24 protein-coding genes are annotated in these 22,652 nt (G+C 38.7%); 20 read left to right on the top strand and 4 right to left on the bottom strand.

Going from position 1 to position 22,652, the window contains the following annotated elements; all coding sequences use genetic code 11:
* Nucleotides 1-18 precede the first annotated feature (18 nt).
* From AC3CH7_RS14860 to AC3CH7_RS14885, 6 genes are all read left to right on the top strand, one after another.
* Nucleotides 19-2,337 carry an ABC transporter permease gene (locus AC3CH7_RS14860; RefSeq protein WP_036166345.1) on the top strand — a complete coding sequence of 773 codons (2,319 nt, stop codon included), beginning with the start codon at nt 19-21 and terminating at the stop codon, nt 2,335-2,337.
* A gap of 3 nt (nt 2,338-2,340) precedes the next feature.
* Nucleotides 2,341-3,099 carry an ABC transporter ATP-binding protein gene (locus AC3CH7_RS14865; protein ID WP_031419750.1) on the top strand — a complete coding sequence of 253 codons (759 nt, stop codon included), beginning with the start codon at nt 2,341-2,343 and terminating at the stop codon, nt 3,097-3,099.
* A gap of 124 nt (nt 3,100-3,223) precedes the next feature.
* Nucleotides 3,224-3,742 carry a sigma-70 family RNA polymerase sigma factor gene (locus AC3CH7_RS14870; RefSeq protein WP_012294021.1) on the top strand — a complete coding sequence of 173 codons (519 nt, stop codon included), beginning with the start codon at nt 3,224-3,226 and terminating at the stop codon, nt 3,740-3,742.
* The gene (locus tag AC3CH7_RS14875) at nt 3,729-4,391 is read left to right on the top strand and encodes a TIGR04104 family putative zinc finger protein (RefSeq protein ID WP_036166342.1); all 663 of its coding nucleotides are present in this window, start codon (nt 3,729-3,731) and stop codon (nt 4,389-4,391) included. The genes AC3CH7_RS14870 and AC3CH7_RS14875 overlap by 14 nt, the downstream gene beginning before the upstream one ends.
* A gap of 148 nt (nt 4,392-4,539) precedes the next feature.
* Complete coding sequence (locus AC3CH7_RS14880) at nt 4,540-5,091, top strand: biotin transporter BioY (protein WP_031419755.1); 552 nt, start codon at nt 4,540-4,542, stop codon at nt 5,089-5,091.
* Between the two features lie 18 nt (nt 5,092-5,109).
* The gene (locus tag AC3CH7_RS14885) at nt 5,110-6,684 is read left to right on the top strand and encodes an amidohydrolase (protein ID WP_036166336.1); all 1,575 of its coding nucleotides are present in this window, start codon (nt 5,110-5,112) and stop codon (nt 6,682-6,684) included.
* A gap of 22 nt (nt 6,685-6,706) precedes the next feature.
* On the opposite strand, the gene AC3CH7_RS14890 is transcribed toward AC3CH7_RS14885, so the two are convergent.
* The gene (locus AC3CH7_RS14890; protein ID WP_012294026.1) at nt 6,707-6,916 is read right to left on the bottom strand and encodes a hypothetical protein; all 210 of its coding nucleotides are present in this window, start codon (nt 6,914-6,916) and stop codon (nt 6,707-6,709) included.
* A 221-nt stretch (nt 6,917-7,137) separates the two neighbouring features.
* Between AC3CH7_RS14890 and AC3CH7_RS14895 the strand changes: the two genes are divergently transcribed.
* From AC3CH7_RS14895 to AC3CH7_RS14930, 8 genes are all read left to right on the top strand, one after another.
* On the top strand, nt 7,138-8,910 hold the full coding sequence (locus tag AC3CH7_RS14895) for a glycerophosphoryl diester phosphodiesterase membrane domain-containing protein (protein WP_031419757.1): 1,773 nt from the start codon (nt 7,138-7,140) through the stop codon (nt 8,908-8,910).
* A gap of 116 nt (nt 8,911-9,026) precedes the next feature.
* Nucleotides 9,027-9,977 (top strand): stalk domain-containing protein, encoded by a 951-nt coding sequence (locus AC3CH7_RS14900; RefSeq protein ID WP_031419759.1) that lies wholly within the window; start codon nt 9,027-9,029, stop codon nt 9,975-9,977.
* 109 nt (nt 9,978-10,086) lie between these two features.
* Nucleotides 10,087-10,620 (top strand): cysteine hydrolase family protein, encoded by a 534-nt coding sequence (locus AC3CH7_RS14905; protein ID WP_012294029.1) that lies wholly within the window; start codon nt 10,087-10,089, stop codon nt 10,618-10,620.
* On the top strand, nt 10,610-11,155 hold the full coding sequence (locus AC3CH7_RS14910) for a GNAT family N-acetyltransferase (protein ID WP_207889848.1): 546 nt from the start codon (nt 10,610-10,612) through the stop codon (nt 11,153-11,155). The genes AC3CH7_RS14905 and AC3CH7_RS14910 overlap by 11 nt, the downstream gene beginning before the upstream one ends.
* A 22-nt stretch (nt 11,156-11,177) precedes the next feature.
* Nucleotides 11,178-12,059 carry a DMT family transporter gene (locus AC3CH7_RS14915; RefSeq protein WP_332290567.1) on the top strand — a complete coding sequence of 294 codons (882 nt, stop codon included), beginning with the start codon at nt 11,178-11,180 and terminating at the stop codon, nt 12,057-12,059.
* A gap of 308 nt (nt 12,060-12,367) precedes the next feature.
* Nucleotides 12,368-12,622: a hypothetical protein gene (locus tag AC3CH7_RS14920; protein WP_488381520.1), complete on the top strand. Its 255-nt coding sequence runs from the start codon at nt 12,368-12,370 to the stop codon at nt 12,620-12,622.
* Nucleotides 12,623-12,696: 74 nt separating this feature from the next.
* Nucleotides 12,697-12,906, top strand: coding sequence for a hypothetical protein (locus tag AC3CH7_RS14925; protein ID WP_031419762.1), 210 nt, complete (start codon nt 12,697-12,699; stop codon nt 12,904-12,906).
* Between the two features lie 90 nt (nt 12,907-12,996).
* Nucleotides 12,997-13,545: a GNAT family N-acetyltransferase gene (locus tag AC3CH7_RS14930; protein WP_332290564.1), complete on the top strand. Its 549-nt coding sequence runs from the start codon at nt 12,997-12,999 to the stop codon at nt 13,543-13,545.
* A gap of 57 nt (nt 13,546-13,602) precedes the next feature.
* On the opposite strand, the gene fumC is transcribed toward AC3CH7_RS14930, so the two are convergent.
* Complete coding sequence (gene fumC, locus AC3CH7_RS14935; protein ID WP_488381519.1) at nt 13,603-14,994, bottom strand: class II fumarate hydratase; 1,392 nt, start codon at nt 14,992-14,994, stop codon at nt 13,603-13,605.
* Nucleotides 14,995-15,269: 275 nt separating this feature from the next.
* Nucleotides 15,270-15,485, bottom strand: a complete 216-nt coding sequence (locus tag AC3CH7_RS14940; protein ID WP_012294039.1) for a hypothetical protein — start codon at nt 15,483-15,485, stop codon at nt 15,270-15,272.
* Nucleotides 15,486-16,011: 526 nt separating this feature from the next.
* Here AC3CH7_RS14940 and AC3CH7_RS14945 point away from each other — a divergent pair.
* The 5 genes from AC3CH7_RS14945 (at nt 16,012) to AC3CH7_RS14965 (ending at nt 20,563) form a co-directional block, all read left to right on the top strand.
* Entirely contained in the window at nt 16,012-16,740 is a 729-nt protein-coding gene (locus AC3CH7_RS14945; RefSeq protein WP_012294040.1) for an AAA family ATPase, read from the top strand.
* Nucleotides 16,737-17,960 carry a GNAT family N-acetyltransferase gene (locus AC3CH7_RS14950; RefSeq protein WP_031419764.1) on the top strand — a complete coding sequence of 408 codons (1,224 nt, stop codon included), beginning with the start codon at nt 16,737-16,739 and terminating at the stop codon, nt 17,958-17,960. The genes AC3CH7_RS14945 and AC3CH7_RS14950 overlap by 4 nt, the downstream gene beginning before the upstream one ends.
* A gap of 137 nt (nt 17,961-18,097) precedes the next feature.
* Nucleotides 18,098-18,235, top strand: a complete 138-nt coding sequence (locus AC3CH7_RS14955; protein ID WP_447402839.1) for a hypothetical protein — start codon at nt 18,098-18,100, stop codon at nt 18,233-18,235.
* 71 nt (nt 18,236-18,306) lie between these two features.
* Complete coding sequence (locus tag AC3CH7_RS14960) at nt 18,307-18,825, top strand: GNAT family N-acetyltransferase (protein WP_031419766.1); 519 nt, start codon at nt 18,307-18,309, stop codon at nt 18,823-18,825.
* 526 nt (nt 18,826-19,351) lie between these two features.
* Nucleotides 19,352-20,563: an MFS transporter gene (locus AC3CH7_RS14965; RefSeq protein ID WP_447402840.1), complete on the top strand. Its 1,212-nt coding sequence runs from the start codon at nt 19,352-19,354 to the stop codon at nt 20,561-20,563.
* Nucleotides 20,564-20,615: 52 nt separating this feature from the next.
* Here AC3CH7_RS14965 and pdxR read toward each other — a convergent pair whose 3' ends face one another.
* Nucleotides 20,616-22,025 carry a MocR-like pyridoxine biosynthesis transcription factor PdxR gene (pdxR, locus tag AC3CH7_RS14970; RefSeq protein WP_447402841.1) on the bottom strand — a complete coding sequence of 470 codons (1,410 nt, stop codon included), beginning with the start codon at nt 22,023-22,025 and terminating at the stop codon, nt 20,616-20,618.
* A gap of 110 nt (nt 22,026-22,135) precedes the next feature.
* Here pdxR and AC3CH7_RS14975 point away from each other — a divergent pair, with 110 nt between their 5' ends.
* Nucleotides 22,136-22,576, top strand: a complete 441-nt coding sequence (locus AC3CH7_RS14975; protein ID WP_036166314.1) for a GNAT family N-acetyltransferase — start codon at nt 22,136-22,138, stop codon at nt 22,574-22,576.
* The last annotated feature ends 76 nt before the right edge of the window (nt 22,577-22,652 follow it).

Consider the following 22,652-nt stretch of genomic DNA (forward strand, 5'->3'; position numbering starts at 1 on the left):
CTGACAAAGGGGTGACCTATGTATTTCAAAATTGTACGGAATGATATAGCGAATAGTAAGGTGATTACATGTTTGACAACATTATTTGTGGCAGGTGCGGCTATGCTTGTTACGCTTTCGGCCGTTCTTATTGTTCATTTATCCACTTCCATTGATACATTATTAAAGCAAGCGGAAACATCTCATTTTCTTCAAATGCATTCGGGTACTATCGATCAAGAGCGTCTCATTCATTTTGCGGAGCGCAATGAGCAGGTGGATGAATTTCAGATAAATGAATTTCTCAATGTAGATGGTGCCAAGATAAACATTGCAGGCAACACACTTGCACAAAATGTACAGGACAATGGGTTTACCACCCAAAGTGAGAAGTTTGATTTTTTACTAGACCTTGATGGCCGTGTGATTGAAGTGGAAAAAGGAGATATTTACGTACCTGTAGGCTATATGAGGGACGGCACAGCCAAGCTTGGTGATACAGTAATGATACATAATAAGCCATTTACAGTTGCAGGTTTTTTAAGGGATTCACAAATGAATTCTATGCTAGCGTCGTCTAAACGATTTCTCGTTAGTGAAGAGGACTATGCAGCCATTAAGGCAGCTGGCACTATTGAATATTTAATAGAGTTTCGTTTGAAAGATTTGGCTGATTTGAGAAGCTTTGAAGAGGCCTATCAACGTGCAGATTTAGAAGCGAACGGACCTACGATTACGTGGCCGCTCTTTAAAATGCTAAATGCCCTATCAGATGGTTTGATGATCGCTGTTATTTTATTAATCAGCGTGCTAGTGGTGGTCATTGCATTGATGTGTATCCGTTTTACATTGCTAACTAAAATGGAAGAGGATTATCGTGAAATTGGTGTAATGAAGGCAATTGGTTTACGGGTTGCCGATATACAGAAAATGTATCTTGCAAAATACGGTGTGATAGCGGCCTTGGGCTGTGTACTTGGCTTTACCTTTTCATTTATGGTAAGGGATATTCTTTTAGCAAATATCCGTCTTTATATGGGGGATACAGCCAATACGGCACTTATCTGGCTGTTCACTATTATAGGTCTTGTGCTAGTATTTGCTTCCATTCTGATTTATGTACAATTTGTTTTGAAACAGTTTCGCAAGCTTTCGGCTGTTCAGGCTATCCGATTTGGAGCGGTGCAAAGTAAAGCAAGACATGCGAGGTGGCTAAAAATTAGCACCAATAAAAGGCTTCCTATCAATCTCTTTTTGGGCGTGAAGGATGTACTATCCCGTAAAAGATTATATGCCACGATGCTTACTGTCTTACTATTAGCAACATTTATCATTATTGTACCTCAAAATTTATACAATACCATTTCCTCCAAAAAATTTATCACGTATATGGGGATTGGCAATAGTGACATCCGCATAGATATCCCACAAGGGGACCAACATATTCAGCATGTAACAGCTGTGCTCGAAACGCTAGAGCGTGATAAAGATATTACGAATTATAAGGTTCTGACGACAAAAAAATTTACAACAATGACAGATGACGGAGTGGAAGAGAGTCTAAAAATAGAGTTGGGCGACCATACCGTTTTCCCAGTAGAATATGCGCAAGGTAGGGCGCCGGTAGCCCAGGATGAAATGGCCCTTTCTGTTCTTAATGCGGAGGAGCTTCACAAAAAAGTGGGTGATACTATTATCCTTATCGTCCAAGGTGAAATGAAAAGTTTAACAGTGAGTGGCATTTATTCAGATATTACCAATGGTGGGAAAACAGCGAAGGCAGCATTCTTAGATGATTCTACAGATAGTATGTGGAACGTATTTTATGGAACGTTGTCTAATCAATCGGAAGTCGAAAAAAAGGTTACGGAGTATGCAGATAGATTTCATTTTGCCAAGGTTTCAGGCATCGAGGAATATATTTATCAAACATTCGGAACGACCATCAGTGCTATTAAGAAAGTTTCAAGTGTAGCACTTGTAGGAGCTCTCCTTATGTGTGTGCTGATGACAGTGTTGTTTATGAAAATGCTTATCGCAAAGGATCGATCTCCCATTGCTATCTTGAAATCGATGGGCTTTACAAACGTAGATATTTCCATACAATATGCGGCACGTTCAGTTGTTGTCTTGATGCTGGCCATTACTGTGGGGACAGTTCTCGCTAACACATTAGGAGAATTCCTGACATCCACGATCATTGCATCATTCGGTGCAGCTTCATTTAATTTTATCATTAATCCACTATCTGCCTATGTTTTTTGCCCGTTAGCTCTCCTAAGTGTCGTACTCCTAGCAACACTTATTGGTACTTTTAAGGCGGGACAGTTAAAAATAATGGATCATATAAAGGAGTAGAATATGAAAAAGCTTTTGAGTGGTGAACAAATAGCCAAGTCATTTCAGGTCGGAACTGAACGACATGAGGTTTTAAAGTCTATATCTATTGATGTATATGAAGGCGAGTTCGTTTCAATTATGGGCCCTTCTGGTTGCGGTAAATCAACCTTACTATACGCTCTTAGTGGGATGGACAGCATTGATCAAGGACTGGTTTCTTTTGATGGAGTCGATGTAACAACACTCCATGACAAGGAGCTAGCTGAGCTTCGTCGAACGAGGATGGGTTTTGTGTTTCAGCAGCCAACCTTTCTTAAAAGTTTAAATATCCTTGATAATATATTGTTACCAGCAGTACGTGATCAGCGAAAGAATATCGTAGCTTTAACGGAAAAAGCACAGAGCATCATGAAAAAAGTAGGGATTGAGGACTTAGCAACGCGTGATATTACGCAAGTTTCAGGTGGCCAGCTTCAGCGGGCAGGCATTTGTCGAGCTTTAATTAGTAGTCCATCGATGATTTTTGGTGATGAACCAACAGGCGCATTAAATTCAACGACTGCCCAGGAAATTATGGATATTCTAGCCTCCATCAATCAAGAAGGTACAACGGTTATGCTTGTGACACATGATCCGAAAATTGCTGCACGAACCGAGCGTATTCTCTTTATGAGTGATGGTTCTATTATCAGTGAATTGCGTTTACCACGATTCAAGGGTATTGATTTGGATGATAGAATGGCAAAAGTTGCAACCACGATGCGAGAAATGGGTATTTAATAGATGAATTCAAAAAATCCGCAATGACTTGGAGTAGCTATTGCGGATTTTTTTATTTTTTTTAGAAAAAATGAATCGCTTTAGCAATGGCGTCCGTCAGTAGTATAGAAAGTAGGTGAGAGCAATGATGGATATTGAACAAGTAATCGAGGAGCATGGAGATTACTTACTAAAAGTAGCCTATTTATACGTGAAGAATAAGGCAACAGCGGAAGATATTGTGCAGGATGTGTTCATAGCCTTTTACCAGAAGCAGGGACAGTTCCGGCAGCAAGCATCATTGCGTACATATTTAGTAAAAATGACAGTAAACCGGAGCCATGATTATTTACGGAGCTGGAAAAGTAAACGACTGACATTATTTGAAAAGATTATGGGTCGTACAACGGCAATAACGCCGGAGGTAGAAATGCTCGAGAAGTCTGTTAAAAAAGAGCTGACAGAGGCGTTATTTACGTTATCAGTAGCCTATCGTGAGGTTTTAGTTTTGTATTATTTTGAGGAGATGACAACTGTGGAAATTGCACAGCTTGTACGATGTCCGGAAGCGACAATTCGTACAAGGTTACAACGAGCGCGTAAACAGCTGGCAACAGCAATGGGAGACTTTGATTGGGAGGTGCTACGTCATGAATCAATTTAAAGAAGGGTTATTAAAGGAACTACAAGATGTGAAATTCTCTCAGAAACGTAAACAACTAATCGCAGAAAAGGCTCGACGAAAGGAAAAACATCAAGTAGGTCATCAATGGACGTATCGTATCGTACTGGCAACCTTTACGGTATTGGTCATTGGTTTTAGTTATCTTTTAACAGAGCAAAAGGAACAGCATTCCACAGGTCACCAAGCAGCAACTATTCAGTCGGATGCCTGGAGCTGGTGGTCACTATTCAATTCGGATTATGTGCGAGGAATGTTGTTGTTGGGCTTTTTTGTCGGTGCCGCTTTTATTGTCAAGCGTGTATTAATAAAAAAAGGATACGGTCTTCCTATTTGTATTGAATGCGGGGAGAGCTGGTCTGCAAAAGGCGCGCGCAAATTGTATCGCAAAAATGGAGAAATTGTGTGTTCTCATTGTGGCCAAAAACAGTATCGCACGAAAAAATCTATGCAATTAGGGGGGATGCTTTCTATGCCAATACCACTAATCATTTTGTTGCAACATGTGTTCCATAATTACTACATCGGTTTTATTTTCTTCCTAGTAGGGGTGATTATTTTTCTTTATCAAATCGTACCATATGTATTTAAGCTACAAGATAAGGATTCTATGAATGAACCTTTATGGTAATCATCATATCGAAGGGGAAATTGCGAAGTTCATCTAGCAATTTCTTTTTTATACTAAAATACATTGACAACCGTTTTCATTTGCATTATCTTTGTGTTAACTTATTTTTTATTATTAGTTAACGTATAGCAAAGGGAGGCTTTTTACATTGAAAAAAGGAAGTACATATCAATATGTGTTGGCGGCATTTGGGGCAGCGATTATTGCTGTTTTGGCACAGGTGACTATTCCACTACCTCTAATTCCAATTACAGGACAAACTTTAGCAGTTGGCATCGTCGTCACTATTTTAGGGACAAGATTAGGGACATTATCTGTTCTTTTATATATGTTGTTAGGGGCAGCTGGTTTACCTGTGTTTAGTGGGATGTCTGGGGGTCTAGGAATTTTGGTTGGGCCGACAGGGGGATATATTGTAGGATTCCTTGCCACAGCGATTATTATGGGCTTATACTTAGATAAATTTGGTATTTCATTTACCCAAGCGATTATTGCAAATATCATAGGGATGATTATTACGTTATCATTTGGTACAGTTTGGTTAAAAATTGTAGCAGACTATACGTGGACAGCTGCCTTTATGGGCGGTGTGGCACCATTTATCGTAGTAGGAATCGTTAAAGCGGTGCTTGCAGCATGGATAGGTGTCATTGTCCGTCGCCGCTTAGAAAGAGCACATTTAATTGAAGCAATAGCGTAGGACATAGGGGGAATTGTTTTGGCAACATTATGGACAGGTGGAAAGATTTACACGATGGCTCAGGTTGATGAAACAGTAGAAGCAGTCCTTGAAGAAGATGGGAAAATTGTGGCGACAGGCTCTGTAGAGAGCTTGTCGCCACTAGCTACTTCTACTCGACATTTACAAGGCAATGTGATGTATCCAGGTTTTGTGGATAGTCATTTACATATTATTGGTTACGGGGAAAAACTGAAGCATATTGATGTATCGGCGATAACGAGTAAAGAGGCGTTACTAGCAAAGCTTCAAGAGCGTATGTCCAAGGCAGCGTCCAATGAATGGGTCATAGCGATTGGATTAAATGAAAACCAATTTGAAGAGCCCATTTTTCCTACTTTAGCGGAGCTGGATGCGCTTGGTGAAGCTTATTTAATCATAAAACGTAGCTGTCACCATTTAATTTTAGCTAATTCTAAGGCACTTGCATTTGCAGGGATTACCAATGCTACGCCTTCACCAGAGGGGGGAATCATTGAAAAAATAGATGGTCAGCTCACGGGCGTATTAAAGGATGCGGCGTTATATTTAGTGGTTAATCATATGCCCCATATTACACCTGCGTATATTGAGGATGCCTTGGTAAAAGCTGTGGCCTCATTACAAGCATATGGTTTAGTGGGTGGTCATTCGGAGGATTTAAGCTATTACGGGCCGCCAAACCAACCCATTCAAGCTTACCGTAAAATAGTGGAATCACAGCATTCATTCAAGGTTCATTTATTGCAGCATCATACGGTTTTTGAGGAGATGGAAAAATTAGATACTACATCCTCACCTTTTTTGGAGTTTGGTGCTATGAAAATCTTTATTGATGGAGCCTTTGGAGGAAGAACCGCAGCGCTACGTCAACCATACAGCGATGACCCACATAATACAGGAATGCTTATACATACGACAGAGCAATTAACGAAGTATGTTCAGTTGGCTCGTCAATCTGGACAAACTGTCGCTGTCCATGCAATCGGTGATTTAGCCATCGAACTGATTGTAGATATTTTTGCGGCATATCCACCACAGGCCGGTCAGCTTGATCGTGTGATCCATTGTAGCTTGGTCGATGATGACATTTTAACTAAATTAGCTAAATTGCCTGTTGCTATCGATATGCAGCCGCAATTTGTTCAGGGAGAATATGACGCTGAGCTATCGAAGCTTGGTGAGGAGCGCGTTCAAGGTTTACACCCTTTAAAGTCACTTCTTGACCATGGGCTTGTCGTTGCTGGTGGTAGTGACGCACCGATTGAAGTACCGAATCCATTAATGGGAATCTATGCGGCTGTCACAAGGTGCAATGTGGGAGAAAAACATGATGGCTACAATCCTAAGGAGAAAATTTCTCGTTTTGAAGCAGTCCATTTGTATACAGGAGGAGCGGCTGAAATAATTGGTCAGCAGCACACTCGTGGTAAAATCGCAGCAGGCTATTCAGCTGATTTTACGATTTTAAAAGAGGATATTTTCACTGTGGATATAGAGCAACTACCTCAAATTGACGTATTTTGTACCGTGGTAGATGGGAAGATTGTATATGAAAATCGCTGCGAAGGGTAACCTTGCAGCGATTTTTTTGAAGCTATTTTCTATTTACAATATGATGTATTTGTTGTTCTAAGGTTGTCACACGTTTTGTTAAGTCCTCTACTTGCTGTTGCATGGTTGGTGGAGGAGGCACAGGAATCGTTGCTTTCATTTTTTTGATCATACGAATCATCCCGAAAAAGATTGCTAAAAACAGGCCTAAAAGAACCGTTGTACTAATCATATCGCCAATGTCGAATTTCATGTTTGCGCTCCTTTCTCTACAGGGTATCTAGTTATATACAGGATGGCTTCGAGAAAAGTTTCAAGAAAATGGAGAACGTCACGATAAATACACAAATATTTTTTCTACAAGTTGCATAGGATACTTGAACAAATTGCTATTTTATTGCTTTGAGTACTGTGTCATGGCGGTCAAAACATACGTTAGAAGAGAGCGATTTTAACTGTAACAGGGGTGATTATGTGCACAAGGCAGGACAAGTAATGCGACAGGCTGTTAATAATATTTATATTTATCGATTAGACTATGTACAGGTTTTCGCATTAATTAGAGTCTTTCAGTTTTTATTAATGATCCCTGTAAGTACTATGCTGTTAAAGCTCATGCTACGAGTAACAGGATATACACATATAACCGAGCAAAATTGGCAAAGCTTTATGGCACATCCTTTTGTCATAATGATGATTTGTCTATTAATCTTGTTGTTCTTATTATTTGTTTATTATGAAATGGGCTTTCTATTTTTAATGGCCTTTCATCAACAAAGAGGAATGCGCTATCGATTTTTTTCTTTATGGCAGCAGCTAAATCGGAAGGTTGTTTATTTTTTTAGTGTCCAAGTCCTATTTTTAATCGTCTATCTTGCTCTATTAATGCCACTTGCTTCTTTTATGCTACCACTCACCTTAACCCAATCCATCTCACTTCCACATTTTTTAACAGAAGAAATCATGAGTAGTCGAACTGGTAGATTAGCATATGCAGCAGTGGCAAGTATTTTAGTAATGATCGGTATTCGGAGTATTTTAACGTTACCTATCTTTACAATCCAGCCAAAGATTTCTATTTTACGTTCTTTCAAGCAAAGCTGGCGATTTTCCAAAAAAGGTTTATTGGAGCTTTTAGCCCTATTGGTTATGCTTTTAACAGGTCATCTATTCGTCATGCTCAGTATAACAGTAATTAGCACACTTCCACTTTATTTTATGGAGCGCTTATTACCAAGTGCCGCATTGATAACAGCAGGGGTAACGCTCGCCTTTCTAGAAATGGTGTTTGTGGTGCTCTTTAGTTTATTACAGGCCATGTTTTCACAAGTTATGGTTGCCATCACCTACAATACACCTATCCTAGGGAAAATCAACAGGTCTGCTAAACAAAGAAAACGACGCTATAAACCTTTACTGCTCATTAGCCTTGTTGTTTTTGTTGTCTTAAGTATGATGAATATTAATTCGTTAGAGAAAAGCGTCTATGCACCCGATACTAAAATTATTGCCCATCGAGGCTATGTGGCGGGCAATGTGGAAAATACGATTAGCGGGCTAGTGAGCGCAGCAAATGCCGGAGCAGACCTCATTGAAATTGATATTCAGCAAACAGTGGATGGCGAATTTGTTGTATTCCATGATCGTACTTTGAGGCGATTGGCAGGGAAAAATGGAGTCATTGCTAATATGACCTTACGTGAATTAAAAACATTAACGATTCATCAAAATGGCTATAGCGATAAAATTGCTTCTTTAGAGGACTGTATCGAAATTGCTAAAGCTTTAGACGTCGCGTTACTAATTGAGTTAAAGGTACATGGCAAGGAAACGGAAGATGTGTTGCCCAAATTAGTAGAAAAGCTACGAAAATACAAAGTACTGGATTCGTATTATGTGCAATCTGTAGATGGGCAGAAAATGACTCAATTAAAAAAAATAGTGCCGAATTTAAGAGTGGGTATTGTCTATGCACTTAATATCGGCCCAATGGAAGAAAGTGTGGATTTCATTGCCTTAGAGGAGTCATGGGTAACTGAGCAGCTTATTGAAGAGCTGAAGCAAAACCCGATGGATTTATTTGTTTGGACGCTGAATGATGACCGTTCCTTACAAACCTTTATCGAGAAAAATGTGAGCGGCGTCATTACCGATCATCCTGATGTTGCCCGCGATTTAAGGACAAAGCAAAGCGAACATCAATATTTCTTACAACGGATCCTTAACCGATTGAAATTTATATTTTAAGTATGGAATGCGATACCTGCCCAACGGCTTTTAAAAAAATCTGGCCATATTGTAACCTTTTTCATATGAACACGACTACTTCTATGAATTCGTGAAATAAAGGAGATGCTTTTTATATGAAAATGACGAAAGTCGTACCATTTGCTATGACAGCACTATTAGTAGGGAGCGCGATGGGCGTTCCAACTGCATCAGCGAGCGAGGCTGAGACTGTAGTACCTGTTTCAGAAACTATTGAACAACAAGCTCAGCCAGTTTTTATTAAAGTAACTGGGAAAGTTGAAAATGTAGAGGTCCGTGAGAACGCAACCTACTATACAGTAGTAGAAGGTGAACAGACGAATATAGTGGTTGTCGATAAAGATTCATTCGTGTTCGACAACATGGGAAAAGAAGTGAAGCTTCAAAAAGGGGATAAGGTGTCAGCTTACTCTTATGCGAAAAAGCCTATGCTTGCTATTTATCCACCACAATATAACCCAGAGGTTATTATTGTAGAAAAAGATAATATGGGCAGTGTGGAAGTCGATTACTTCGATAAAAACTTAATCGATACGGACAATTACTTGAAATTAAACGTTGGAGAAGACACAAAAATTGAAAGTGCTTCTGGAAAAAAACTAAAAGCTAGTGATTTAGAAGAACAGCACTTAGTTGTGTTCTACACAATCGCAACAATGAGTATTCCTGCTCAAACACCACCTTCAAAGGTTATCGTGTTGGATACTATTGAGAAGGAAGAGCCAGTTGAGGTGGACCCAGTGCCAACGCCTGAACCAACACCAGATCACGCTGCCATTGAAGAGATTATGCAAAAAGATTTTTATGAGGTAGAAGGGACGAAAATGGTTCCTTTACGATTAATTGTAGAAAAGCTTGGCTTTGACGTAGAAGTAACGCCTAAAGGTGCCATCATTTCTAAAGGTGCTGTTTCCTACACAATTACTCGTGGCCAAAAAGAATATGGCTACAATAAAGCGCTTCGCCAATTTGACGTAGCACCTGCTTTATTAGAAAATGGTAAAACATATGTATCTGTAGAGTTCGTCAAAGAATTAATGAAATAAAGAGGATGAAGTATCTAGCAAATCGCTAGGTACTTCTTTTTTTGTATTTTCTTCCCATGAAAAATTCAGTACAATAATTAAGAAAAAGTCGCCAATAAAGGAGAAACCTATGAAACAAGCTCTTATCATTATCGATATACAAGAAGCCTTCTTTTTAGACAACGAACAAAATCTATGGAATGACGAAACGATCATCAAGCATATTAATTCGTTAATCGCATGGGCACGCCACAATGAGGCACCTGTTATTTTTATTCAGCATACAGACGCCGAGGATGTGGATTTCGCTTATGGTCAGCCTGGGTGGGAGCTATACCACGGTCTTCATCGACAAGCGGAGGATAAGGTAATTCAAAAACCAACATGGGATGCCTTTTATCGAACTGAGCTTGCCGAATACTTGCAGGAGCAGCATATTGAGCAATTAATTTTTGCTGGTGCACAAACTGAGTTTTGCCTTGATACAACGATTCGTAGTGCTTTCAGTCATGGCTATCATCACAATATTTTAGTGAAGGAAGCCCACAGTACATTAGCTAATGATATTCTTGAAGCACCTCAAATTATTCAGCATCATGAATGTATCTGGCACAATCGATTTGTGCGAATTCAACCAGTTGCGGGGTTCCAGCATGTGGATTAATAAGAGAGACTATCCCTGTAAAGAATGGTCCTACACGGTTCGCTGTGCCGAATGGGATGATGCACAAGCCTTGTCAGACCTACGTTTACAATTAGATGGTGAAACGGAATACTTTGACCGAACACAAGGGGAGGGATTCATTGACCGAGCAGGATTCGAGCAGCTCATCTCTAATGACCTAGCAAGCCCCAAAAATCTATGTTTAGTAGCGGTCGTTGATGATCAACTTGTAGGGTACTCAAGATGTGAGGGTTCTACATTCATAAGGCTTGCCCATAAGGTTATTTTTGGCGTAGGCGTTAGGAAGGATTTTTGGGGGTACGGCATTGGAAAAGCCCTGCTGCAAGTATCTATCGACTGGGCAGATGCAAATGGTATTCAGAAAATGGCACTAGAAGTGTTAGAATCTAATGACAAGGCCGTTCAGCTCTATCAAAAATGTGGCTTTGAAGTGGAAGGTATGCTAAAAAATGATAAGCGCCTTTCTGATGGACAATACTATCACACTATCCTGATGGGCAGATGGAAGGCATAGGGAAGTTGAAGGAATTTACAGTATGACAAATTTTATGTATCTATTTTGTTTAATCGTATGGGGTCTAAATTTTATTGCCGTAAAAATACAGGGGACCCCCGTTAGTTTAGAATTATCATTAACCTATCGTTTAGTCATAACAGCTCTATTATTTTTAATACTTGCTTGGTTGATGAAACCACAAGGCAAACCACAGAAGCAGGATGTCCCCTTTATCATTGTTTTTGGTGTTTGTAATTTTGCATTCAGTTATTTATGTTTGTATTACGCAACGATGCTCAGTTCAGCAGCCATTGTCACGTTAATTTTTTCATTTAAAGTGATATTAACGCCCATTGCTTTACGAATTTTTTTGAAAGAACCTTTGCACCGCCGTGTACTTCTTGGTGGTATTTTAGGCGTCATAGGAGTGGGTGTATTAATCTACCCAACTTTACATAGTTTTTCAGGGTTAGCTGATTTCAAAGGGATTTTTATTGCTTTTTTAGGGACACTACTGACAGCAATCGGTGATGCTAGCTCTGCCAGAAATGCGAAGCGCCACATTGACCCGGTTTATGCCAATGCGATTGGCTTTGCCGTTGGGAGTTTGGTCATGTGTGGAATTGTCTGGATGGCAGGACAAAAAATAATGATTCCAACATCCATAACCTATTTATCAGCATTGCTGTATTTAACGGTAATCGCCTCGTTTCTCGCCTGGCTATTTTATTTAAAGCTAGTCGAAAGGATTGGAGGAGCGAAGAGTGGCTATATGGTCGCCTTATTTCCTGTCATAGGCGGCATTGCCTCTGTCCTGATTGGTGAATCTACAGTAAGCATCTATTTGATCGTGGGCTGTCTATCCAGTTGTATCGGAGCGGCGATTGCCTTAGGTTTTAAAATTAAGCCTATTTTACGATGAACGAAAACCCTTATCCTTTCATAAACTAGATAAGAACGTTTGAAAAGGGTGAGGGAGTTGGCATTCGTTCCGAGAAGCACAGAAAAAGATCAGGATCATTGGGATATCGATCGTTGGGAAAATGATGGTGGCAGTAGTTTAGGGGGGAAAGGGAGGCAAATTTGTCTCCCTACAAATAGTTGAAACCTTTTTCATCTCTGTTCGTATGAATTAGTAGAGACAGATTTGATTTGAAAAGGGAGAATTGAAATTTTTGAGCTATTGAACAAAACGATTACTTTTGATTATTTATGTGATTGTCATTGCGGATGCGTATTACTCAACATTGTATATGGAACCCAAAACACCACCGCAACATCAAACAATCAAAGCGACAGCTATTACCATTAACATACTACGGTAGCAAGCCTAACAAAAAGAAACGGACAACCCGTCGTTTAAAGCCGATGATCATGCAGCCATTCCAAGGGAAAAGGAATGACAAAATGGTCATGTCGATAAATAGTTTAGACGTTCGTCCACCAGTACTTATTTTTTTACGATATCAACAGCTTCGTTGCTGACGCCCTGTCCACTGACAGGGTATTTTTTATGAGGTGCATCAGTGTGGCATGAACCAAGGGAGAGGGAGATGCGTATGACGAAAGTCTATGTGATGACCATGACGAAAGGGAATGATGAGCAGGATTACGAGCAATGGGTGAACGAAAAAATATTTGAGAAAAAATCAGACCTAAAAGAGTATTTAAACAAAGAAGGCTATTTGAAGAAATCTACATATCAATATATGAAAATAGAGGCAGAATCTATAGTTGTTGCTGACATTCAAAAAATTAAACTTAAATAACAATCGTGTTTACTAAAAAATAAATAAAGCAATCTTTGCTCTTTTCATATAAAATATGGAAGATATAACATACTTGAAAGAGGTGGCCACATGTTCCCTACTTTAAATACGGATCGATTAGTGTTACGAGAAATTACAGAAAAGGACGCGCAAGCTATTTTAAATTGCTTTTCTAACCCTGACGTATTACGTCATTACGGTCAAAATCCATTAACTAGTTTAGAGCAAGTTAAACAAATCATTAATCGTTTTTCAAAAAACTATGAGGAACAACAAGGCATTAAATGGGGGATAGAACTGAAGGGGCGAGAAGGCCTAATAGGTACTATTGGATTTCAAGAATGGGCAACAGAGCATAAGAGAGCTGAGATAAGCTATGCCCTTTTCCCTGACAGTTGGGGAAAAGGCTATGCACAAGAGGCGCTGAACAAAGTCATTTCATTTGGCTTTCAAGAGATGGAGTTATTACGTATAGGAGCCATTGTTTTCACAGAAAATGATGCTTCCAACAAGCTATTAACAAAAGTAGGCTTTGAAAAAGAAGGCTTATTAAAGAAATATATGCATCAAAATAATGTGCCATATGATACGTATGTTTATTCTCTAATCAATATGAAAAATCATAGTCTAGAATCGTGAAAAATAAAAGGATTGGGAAAATGACCCCAATCCTTTAACCATATACTTATTCTTACATTATTTTACGTTCGGGTAAATCATTGTAGCGGGGTCAACATATTCATCGAACTGCTCTTCTGTTAGCAGACCACTTGCAATAGCTGCTGCTTTTAACGTAGTGCCTTCTTTGTGAGCTTTTTTCGCAATTTTTGCTGCGCTTTCATAGCCGATATATGGATTTAATGCTGTTACAAGCATTAATGAGTTTTGTAAGTTATGATCGAGTACTTCTTTATTCGGCTCAATGCCAATTGCACAATGGTCATTAAATGATTTCATTGTATCTGCTAATAGGCGAGTTGATTGTAAGAAGTTATAAATGATGACTGGCTTAAAGACGTTTAGTTCAAAATTCCCTTGAGATGCTGCGAAAGCAATCGTCGCGTCATTTCCTACTACTTGTGTGACTACCATTGTCATCGCTTCACTTTGTGTAGGATTTACTTTACCAGGCATAATGGAAGAGCCTGGCTCATTTTCTGGGATCGTAATTTCACCAATCCCTGAGCGTGGCCCACTTGCAAGCCAACGAACGTCATTGGCAATTTTCATTAAATCAGTTGCTAAAGCTTTGAGAGCGCCATGTACAACAACGGCTTCATCATGGCTTGTTAATGCATGGAATTTATTTGCAGCAGAGGCGAATGTTTTGCCTGTTAGCTCACTGATTTCCGCCGCAACACGATCACCAAATTCTGGATGTGCATTGATCCCAGTACCAACCGCTGTTCCACCAATCGCAAGCTCTTTCATATAGTCTATATTTTGAATAATCATATGCTCGGATTTCTCTAGCATAGCTGCCCAGCCGCTAATTTCCTGACCCAATGTAAGAGGTGTGGCATCCTGTAAATGTGTACGACCAATTTTAATAATATCTTTAAATTGAGTGGCTTTGTCTTCCAAAGTTGATTTTAATAATCGTAGTCGTGGTAATAAATAATCTTCCACTTTTAAAACTGCCGCAATATGCAATGCAGTTGGAAATGTATCATTCGAGCTTTGTGATTTATTGACATCATCGTTCGGATGAATGCGATCTGCCTCACCAGCATCCTGTAAAAGTTGGTTCGCGCGGTGTGCAATCACCTCATTAACGTTCATGTTTGATTGTGTACCACTGCCAGTTTGCCAAACAACTAGTGGGAATTGATCATCCCATTGTCCATTTAAAACTTCATCTGCTGCCTGAACGATTACATTCGCTTTAAGATCTGAAAGCTTGCCTAGTTTATTGTTCGCGATTGCAGCACTTTTCTTTAAAATAGCCATCGCCTGCACAAGCTCAATAGGCATTTGTTCCGTGCCAATTTGGAAATTTTCTTTACTGCGCTGTGTTTGCGCACCCCAAATTTTATCAGCAGGTACTTTGATTTCTCCCATAGTGTCTTTTTCAATACGATAATCCATGTCAAAACAGCTCCTTTATTATGTAAAATTCCTCCAATATACAGATAAAAACGGATACTCTTAGTCTGATGTAAGAATATCCGTTTGATACATGCTTATTCAAAAAAGAGGGGGATTCTGAAATAAGCAATTTGGAGAAAAGAAATAATCTATTGATAATGATAATTGTTATCAATTAAAATGTCAACAAATTTGTTTGGAGAAATAATAGGGTGAGAATAATTCGCAATAGTACTATGGTTATTCCCGAATTTAGAGGAAATAAACGTTATAGATTATCTCTTTTTCTTACCTAAATCTTTAAGTGGCTGCTTTTTAGGAACTTTCTCAAAAATAATTTTCACATGATAATGGTGGTCGTCAATTTGAAGCACCTCAGTTACCTTTGCCTTTCGTCCTTTAATACGAATATCCTCTTCGATGGCAGGGAGTTTGACGAGCAATTGGCTTAATACGGACGTTTTATTTTCATAATAATGAGTGACAAACATTGTTCTTCTCCTTCTAACATTTGATTGTTACTCAATTTATGAGGGGAGCCTAGTTTCTAGAACTTTTATAGATGGAATAGGTGCACGGAGAAAATTTGTTACTCAAACAGCATATAAAGGACCATGGCCTGCAAAAATGCTGATGATCTTGGGTATAATCATAGAACTCCGTTGAATATTGCTGGGAAATTACATTCTTCGCAATTGAAAAATTTCTTTCATACCGAGAATCACGCTGCCACTTAATTTTATAAAAATCAAAAATATGACATAATTTCACGGAATGAAATTGCAACTTTCGACATATTTCTTATTTATTTCTCGGGAAATATCTCTTACATAATGGCGGTGTTGAGTGGGACTACGAGCGCTCAATTTTGCACTATTCCTGCTGTGAACTTTCATTGAAAAAATAATGACTTTATGATGTGATTGACTATTCTTAATTCTTTTTTATCAAAGAGGTAGTGCGATAACGTTTCAGTAGAGACATTGTTCGTTATAATAAGAGGAAGGAGGAAATAAAATGTATTTAAAATCATGTAAAGTGCTACAGGACACGATTCCTAATAAACAAATGTATCCTTTTAATATCCCGAGCTTGCAGGATTTACAGGAGTTGGAGTTTCCAACTAATGTGACCTTCTTTGTTGGGGAAAATGGCTCGGGTAAATCAACCTTACTGGAAGCCATTGCAGATCGTTGCGATTTTAATACGGCAGGTGGTGGCCGCCAAAATCTGTATGAAGTACATAAGGCAGAATCTTCACTGGGTGAGTATATCCGTTTGTCGTGGATGCCGAAAATTTCAAATGGTTTTTTTCTTCGATCCGAAACATTTTATCAATTTGCCAGTCATATTGATTTGATAGAAGATCCAAGGAGATATAACGCTTTTGGTGGAAAATCTCTACATCACCAATCCCATGGTGAATCCTTTCTGGCATTATTTATGAATCGTTTTAAGGGTAAAGCGATTTATTTATTGGATGAGCCCGAGGCAGCATTGTCTCCAACAAGGCAATTAAGTTTGTTGAAAATTATGAAGGATCTAGAGCATGAGGCACAATTTATTATTGCCACACATTCACCGATTTTACTGGGCTATCCTAATGCAACGATTTATAGCTTTGACAATGATGAAATTGAAACAATCCGTTATGAGGATTCCATTCATTACATTGTCACCAAACGGTTTTTAGATGCACCGCAAACTATTTTTAGTGAGTTATTTGATGAGGAGAGGGAATCATGAATCAACGAAAAGGCTTAGTCATGCGAGAAATTCGATTGGATGAAATGGCACAATCTATTGACTTATTAAATTATGTCTTTCAAATGTCCATGTCTATTCATAAGGACCGTCGTTTTGTGAATGCGAAAAGTAGACAATTTAATGAGGGACATGCCATCGGATGGTTTGATGGCTCGCATTTAGTATCGCAAATTTTAAGTTTGCCTTTTGAAGTCAATGTCCATGGGAAGATTTATGAAATGGGGGGGATTACAGCAGTTGGCACCTACCCAGAGTATTCGGGCCATGGCTTGATGGAGAGCTTGATTATTGAAAGCCTACAAAGTATGCGCAACGAGGGACAATGTATATCCTATTTATTTCCATATTCAATTCCCTATTACCGAAAAAAGGGATGGGAAATTATGAGTGACATTGTAGAGTTCCAAGTGAAGGATACACAGCTCCCGCATTATGCCGGACTCAATGGGAAAATTCGACGTGTCGATCCAAAGCATCAGGATGTAGTGGATATCTACGCCCGATATGCCGAAAAAACACATGGGGTAATGGTGCGAAATAGCATTGCGTGGAATGAGAAGTTTCAGGAGGATTTCTGGGAAGAGAAATTCATTGACAGTGATGTTAACCTGCAGGCTGCCGTCTACTACGATGAAGGAGATGTGGCGCAGGGCTATATGTTCTATCGTATTATGGAGGAAAATTATTATATTGATGAAATCGTCTATTTACAGGAAGAAGCACGTAAAGGGTTATGGAATTTTGTCTCTGCCCATAGCTCCATGATTTATAATGTCTATGGGAAAACGACAGGTAATGAAGCCGTAGCATTTCTATTAGAGGATAGTGAGATTATTCAAAAGGTCTCTCCTTATTTTATGGCGAGAATTGTGGATGTTAAAGAGTTTTTATTACGCTATCCATTTGTCAGTCAAGACTTTGAACTTCAGCTAGCCGTAACAGATCGGATTGTAGCTTGGAATAATGGTACCTTCATCATCAAAATGGTGGATGGTAAGCTGTCTGTCCAAAAGGTGAGTGAGACATTAAATGAAAATGCTGTCCATTTAACGGTGCAAACCTTGGCCACGATGCTGCTAGGCTATAAACGACCAAGCTATTTAGAAAAAATCGAACGGTTACAGGGACGTAAAGAGGAAATTGCCTTACTGGAGGACATATTACCCGTAGGCATACCGACCTTCATTGATTATTTCTAGGCACATGAAACAGCATATTGAGCTGAACTACTTCTCACAATAGTTCAGCTTTTATTTGTCATAATGTTACTGCATAGTTGAACAAGGTTGTACCTTTAAATACATAGACATTCATGGATATAGTGAGGGGGATAGAAATGGATTTAATAGTCGGAATAGCTATTGTACTCATTGTGTTTTTCTCTTCTAGCCTAATTGAAAAAAGGTTGAAGTCCATTGAAAAACAAAACAATCGTGTCATCGTAATACTGGAAGAAATAAGAGATAAAAAATAAAGGCATTTGCCAATAGGGGGATTTTACTTCAAGTAAAGGGTAGAGTCCTATTGGAATGGAGTTTTTATTATATGGATCTATATATTGAACGATTACAAGTGGCAGATGCCGAAAGTTTGTATAAATTTGAACTTGAAAACAGAAAATTTTTCGAAGAAATGGTACCTACTCGTGGAGAAGAATACTATAACCCTGAGATTTTTAAAAAAAGACACGAAGCTTTACTTGAAGAACAAGCTCAGGGAGGGTCATATTTCTATTTAATTAAAAATGAAGATAGTTCTATTCTAGGAAGAATAAATTTAGTGGATATTGATAGATTTCATAAAATCGGTCATCTCGGTTATAGGGTGGGGCAAGAACATACTGGAAAAGGAATTGCTAATCAAGCATTACAAAAATTAATTGAAACAATAGCTGATGAGGATATAAAACAAATTAAGGCGGAAACAACAACAAATAACATAGCTTCTCAAAGAGTTTTAGAAAAAAATGGTTTTGAGAAAATAACGACTAGTAGTGAGAGTTTCGAAATGAATGGTCAGAAATTAAATTTCATCTATTATGCTTTAACTATTTCGCCTTGTTAAACTAACAGATGAAGAGTATTGAGCTGTTTAGACAGCTCCCAGACTGTAGACAAAATCCATCGAGTAGCTCACTCTCCATGGATTTTGTCATTTTTCTTTCTCTTTCATTTCTAATATTGGTAAATTATTGCTGATTTCACTATACTCCTCAAGGGAAGCAGCTAGACCCCGACCGCGGATATCGTCTGCCCGTAGTAGAAATCAACGACTTTACTTTGTCTCATGTAAAATAAAAAAGACTGTAGACAGCTCTTTTTTATTTATTGTACAAATGGAGCAATTGAGTTGAAGAAGGATTGGTTATTGAATGAACTTAAAATGTGGTAATAATTTACTATGAATGTGTAATAGTTAAAGAAACAATGCTATAATTCATTTAAATATGTATGGAAGATCAAAAAACTTGTGATAAATCGATATCCCCCAGATTTATCCGCTAGATGATAGGAGTCAAATTTCAATGAATAGTCCAATCTAATATTCCCCTATTTAGCCAAAATCAGATTGAAATATCGGGGGATATAAAATGAAATTGAATAGAAATTTTTCTTTATTACTTTTAGGTCAGTCACTCGCTAATATAGGCGATGTATTATATATAGTCAGTGTTATAAGTACAATTTTTTTGTTAACAGGCTCTGCCATTGCAGCATCGTTTGTGCCATTTACAATTGCCTCTTCTATGTTTATATCTAGTCTGCTGACACCTCTTTTGGTGGAGAAACTAAATCTTAAATGGTTACTAGCTGGGTCACAAATTGCAAAAACGATTTTACTCTTTATTCTAGGGTTTATGGTAATGGGTTTATCAGCAGCTAATTATTATTTTATCTTTTTCATAATAGGAATGATTGCTTTTCTTGATGGATGTGCTAACCCAATCAGGCAGACATTGACTCCATACTATGTTAAACCTGAAAAGCTACTTCAAGCTAATGGAATTTCGGAAACGATTACGCAGGTCATCCAAGCAGGTATGTGGTTCGTAGGAAGTTCCTTGTTAATTATTATGAGCGCTCAACAACTGATTTGGTTAGTTGGATGTTTATTTGTCACGGCAAGCGTATTACTTTGTCTGCTAGAAAGTGTAAACAATCATCCATCAACCGAAATAAAGGGGAAACTTGAAAAGATTAAAGAGGGTTGGCAAACTTTATCTAATACGCCAGTTTTAAAAAGGATTGCTTGGATAGAATTTTTAGAAACAATTGCAGCAACAGTTTGGATAGCTGCTATTTTATATGTGTTTGTCAGCGATGCTTTGAACGTTGATGAAAAATGGTGGGGATTTATCAATGGAGCCAACTTTTTAGGGTTGATTTTAGGAAGTGCCTATTGTATTAAATTTTCTTCTGTGGTGGAAGAGAAAATAGGAGCCTATATTTTTGTCGGTTCCTTTGCAAGCTTCATATTTACAATGTTATTTAGCATAAACAGCATTCCAATGATTTCCTTACTTTTATCACTTTGTGTAGGGCTTTTTGGACAAATTAAACAAATTCCTCAACAAACAGTGATACAAACCAGTGTGTCAAAAGAACAGTTATCAACGGTTTATACTTCATTAGGTGCTATCGGGACTGGGATTTTCGGCATTGGCTCTCTTGTTATGGGGGTAATAGCAGATTTAGTAGGAATTAGACTGGTTTTTGTCATTTCGGGGCTATTACTTGCGATAGTCAGTGTAATCGCTCACAAAAATAAGCAACTGTTTGTTAGAAATGTTTTAAAACAATAAAATGAAAGAAGAAGTTGGACCATCATATTTTTGATGGTCCTTTTTATGAAACTCATTGTACGAAAAAGGTGTTATTTTGAAGGGGTGACCATGCTTTTTTTAGTAGTTGAACGCCTAATTTAATTTCTTCCATTGATAACTTACTGAAGCCTAGTTGTAGCATCGGTTCTATACTTGCTTGCTGGAGAAAAAACGGACTGGTTGGATAAACTCTTACACCGTGGGACTCTGCTTGTTGGATGAGCTGTTGTTCAGAAAGTGAAGTCTTTATTTTCACTAATACATAGAGGCCCGATTGTTCGCCTAAAATAGTGATTTGCTCTCCGAATTGTTGTTGTAGCTCCTGCACAAGGCAATGCATTTTTTGTTTATAGGTTAGACGCATTCTTTTAATATGGCGTGTCCATTCGCCTTGCGCCATAAATTGGGCCATGGTGCGTTGATGAAGGGTGGATGCGTTTTGTTCAAAATGAGCAAATTTCCTTTTGTAAGGCTGCACGAGGGCATTAGGTAACACCATATAGCTTATTCGTATGCCTGGTAAAAAGGATTTCGAGAATGTACCCAAATAAATTACCCGAGATGGGTCGATGGAGGAAAGGGCAGGGAATGGCTGTTGTGTATAGCGAAATTCTCCATCATAATCATCCTCAAGAATATAGCCATTCACTTTTTGTGCCCATTGTATCAGTGCTTGCCGTTGTTGAATGTTCATCGAGACACCATAGGGGAAATGGTGTGAAGGTGTGACATACAAGAGACGTGAAAGACAATTTGTTAAGACATCAAGCTGTGCACCTGCTTCGAACACAGGTAAGGTCTCAATGTCAAAGTTATGTAATTGAAATGCCTCCCGAGCCCCATCATAGCCTGGGTCCTCCAGCAGTATGCTAGGGAAATTTTCCTTCAGTAAAAATGCAAGATACAGAAGCATCTGCTGTGTACTACTTCCAATAATGATATTTTCATGATTGGTATAGAGCCCTCTTGCCTGTAGTAAATACTGGACAAGCTGTTCTTTTAGTATAGGCTCTCCAAACAGTGCCCCATATTGATAACAGGCTGGCTCCTGTAAAACCTGATTGGCGATTTGACGCCAGGCCTTGATGGGAAAGTGTTGTTGATCGACAGCCCCAGCTAGGAAATTCACAAGTAATGCCGAAGTATCCTTTATTGGCTTCGATTGAATAGGCTGTGGTTGCTCTTGTAAGAAAACTTGCTCCAACGCATTCACAAAGTACCCTTTCCGACCTTCACCTCGAATATACCCCTCAGCTACAAGCTGATCGTAGGCCGTTAATGTCGTATTGCGACTCACCTGCAAAGTTTCTGCTAGCTTCCGAATAGAAGGCAGGGTATCATTCTTTTCCAATGTGCCTTCCATAATGAGGGTTTTCAGTTGCTGATAGATTTGTTTATATTTGGCTTCTTTGTCCGTTAATAAAAAGATGAAATCGTCCATAATGCACCTCATCGACATGTTGAAATGTTTGAAACTGTCTCTTTTGAAATGTCAGATAATCTACTACCATCATACTAGAATGACCAATAAATTGAAATGGGGAGTAGAATATGAATATTTGTACTGTATCACAGACAACAATTAGGGATGTGGTCCCGTTATTTAATGCTTATCGTGAGTTTTATGGACAACCGACTGATTTAAAGCAAGCCGAACAGTTTATCCAAGAACGTGTAGAAAAGGAGCAATCCACTATTTTTCTCGCATACTTGAATGGGGAACCAGTAGGTTTTGCGCAGCTATTTCCTACCTTTTCATCCGTAGCTATGAAAAGGGCATTTATTTTAAATGATTTATTTGTGGCAGTGCATGCTAGAAAAAAAGGGGTGGCCAAAGCATTAATCGAACAATGCTACATCTATTGCCAGCAGGAGAACGCTCGTTACTTGATGCTCGAAACAGCAAAGGACAATGTTAATGCCCAAAAGCTCTATGAAAAAGTAGGGATGACCACAGATGATCATGTGTATTACTACAGTATGTATTGGTGAAAAGCGGCGCTATAGTTTTTAAAAGTCATTGTTTGTATGAAATCTACTAATCACCTGGTGAAAGCCCCCACCAATT

The organism is Lysinibacillus sp. F12 (assembly GCF_057773605.1).

Excerpts from the sequence above, each read along its gene's own strand:
- AC3CH7_RS14920 (WP_488381520.1), top strand. The coding sequence starts at position 12,368 with ATGCGTATTACTCAACATTGTATATGGAACCCAAAACACCACCGCAAC.
- AC3CH7_RS14905 (WP_012294029.1), top strand. The coding sequence starts at position 10,087 with ATGAAACAAGCTCTTATCATTATCGATATACAAGAAGCCTTCTTTTTA.
- fumC (WP_488381519.1), bottom strand. The coding sequence starts at position 14,994 with ATGGATTATCGTATTGAAAAAGACACTATGGGAGAAATCAAAGTACCT.
- AC3CH7_RS14900 (WP_031419759.1), top strand. The coding sequence starts at position 9,027 with ATGAAAATGACGAAAGTCGTACCATTTGCTATGACAGCACTATTAGTA.
- AC3CH7_RS14975 (WP_036166314.1), top strand. The coding sequence starts at position 22,136 with ATGAATATTTGTACTGTATCACAGACAACAATTAGGGATGTGGTCCCG.
- AC3CH7_RS14965 (WP_447402840.1), top strand. The coding sequence starts at position 19,352 with ATGAAATTGAATAGAAATTTTTCTTTATTACTTTTAGGTCAGTCACTC.
- AC3CH7_RS14890 (WP_012294026.1), bottom strand. The coding sequence starts at position 6,916 with ATGAAATTCGACATTGGCGATATGATTAGTACAACGGTTCTTTTAGGC.
- AC3CH7_RS14910 (WP_207889848.1), top strand. The coding sequence starts at position 10,610 with ATGTGGATTAATAAGAGAGACTATCCCTGTAAAGAATGGTCCTACACG.
- AC3CH7_RS14875 (WP_036166342.1), top strand. The coding sequence starts at position 3,729 with ATGAATCAATTTAAAGAAGGGTTATTAAAGGAACTACAAGATGTGAAA.
- AC3CH7_RS14915 (WP_332290567.1), top strand. The coding sequence starts at position 11,178 with ATGACAAATTTTATGTATCTATTTTGTTTAATCGTATGGGGTCTAAAT.
- AC3CH7_RS14925 (WP_031419762.1), top strand. The coding sequence starts at position 12,697 with ATGACGAAAGTCTATGTGATGACCATGACGAAAGGGAATGATGAGCAG.
- AC3CH7_RS14870 (WP_012294021.1), top strand. The coding sequence starts at position 3,224 with ATGATGGATATTGAACAAGTAATCGAGGAGCATGGAGATTACTTACTA.
- AC3CH7_RS14930 (WP_332290564.1), top strand. The coding sequence starts at position 12,997 with ATGTTCCCTACTTTAAATACGGATCGATTAGTGTTACGAGAAATTACA.
- AC3CH7_RS14960 (WP_031419766.1), top strand. The coding sequence starts at position 18,307 with ATGGATCTATATATTGAACGATTACAAGTGGCAGATGCCGAAAGTTTG.
- AC3CH7_RS14860 (WP_036166345.1), top strand. The coding sequence starts at position 19 with ATGTATTTCAAAATTGTACGGAATGATATAGCGAATAGTAAGGTGATT.
- AC3CH7_RS14940 (WP_012294039.1), bottom strand. The coding sequence starts at position 15,485 with ATGTTTGTCACTCATTATTATGAAAATAAAACGTCCGTATTAAGCCAA.
- pdxR (WP_447402841.1), bottom strand. The coding sequence starts at position 22,025 with ATGGACGATTTCATCTTTTTATTAACGGACAAAGAAGCCAAATATAAA.
- AC3CH7_RS14865 (WP_031419750.1), top strand. The coding sequence starts at position 2,341 with ATGAAAAAGCTTTTGAGTGGTGAACAAATAGCCAAGTCATTTCAGGTC.
- AC3CH7_RS14950 (WP_031419764.1), top strand. The coding sequence starts at position 16,737 with ATGAATCAACGAAAAGGCTTAGTCATGCGAGAAATTCGATTGGATGAA.
- AC3CH7_RS14945 (WP_012294040.1), top strand. The coding sequence starts at position 16,012 with ATGTATTTAAAATCATGTAAAGTGCTACAGGACACGATTCCTAATAAA.
- AC3CH7_RS14955 (WP_447402839.1), top strand. The coding sequence starts at position 18,098 with ATGGATTTAATAGTCGGAATAGCTATTGTACTCATTGTGTTTTTCTCT.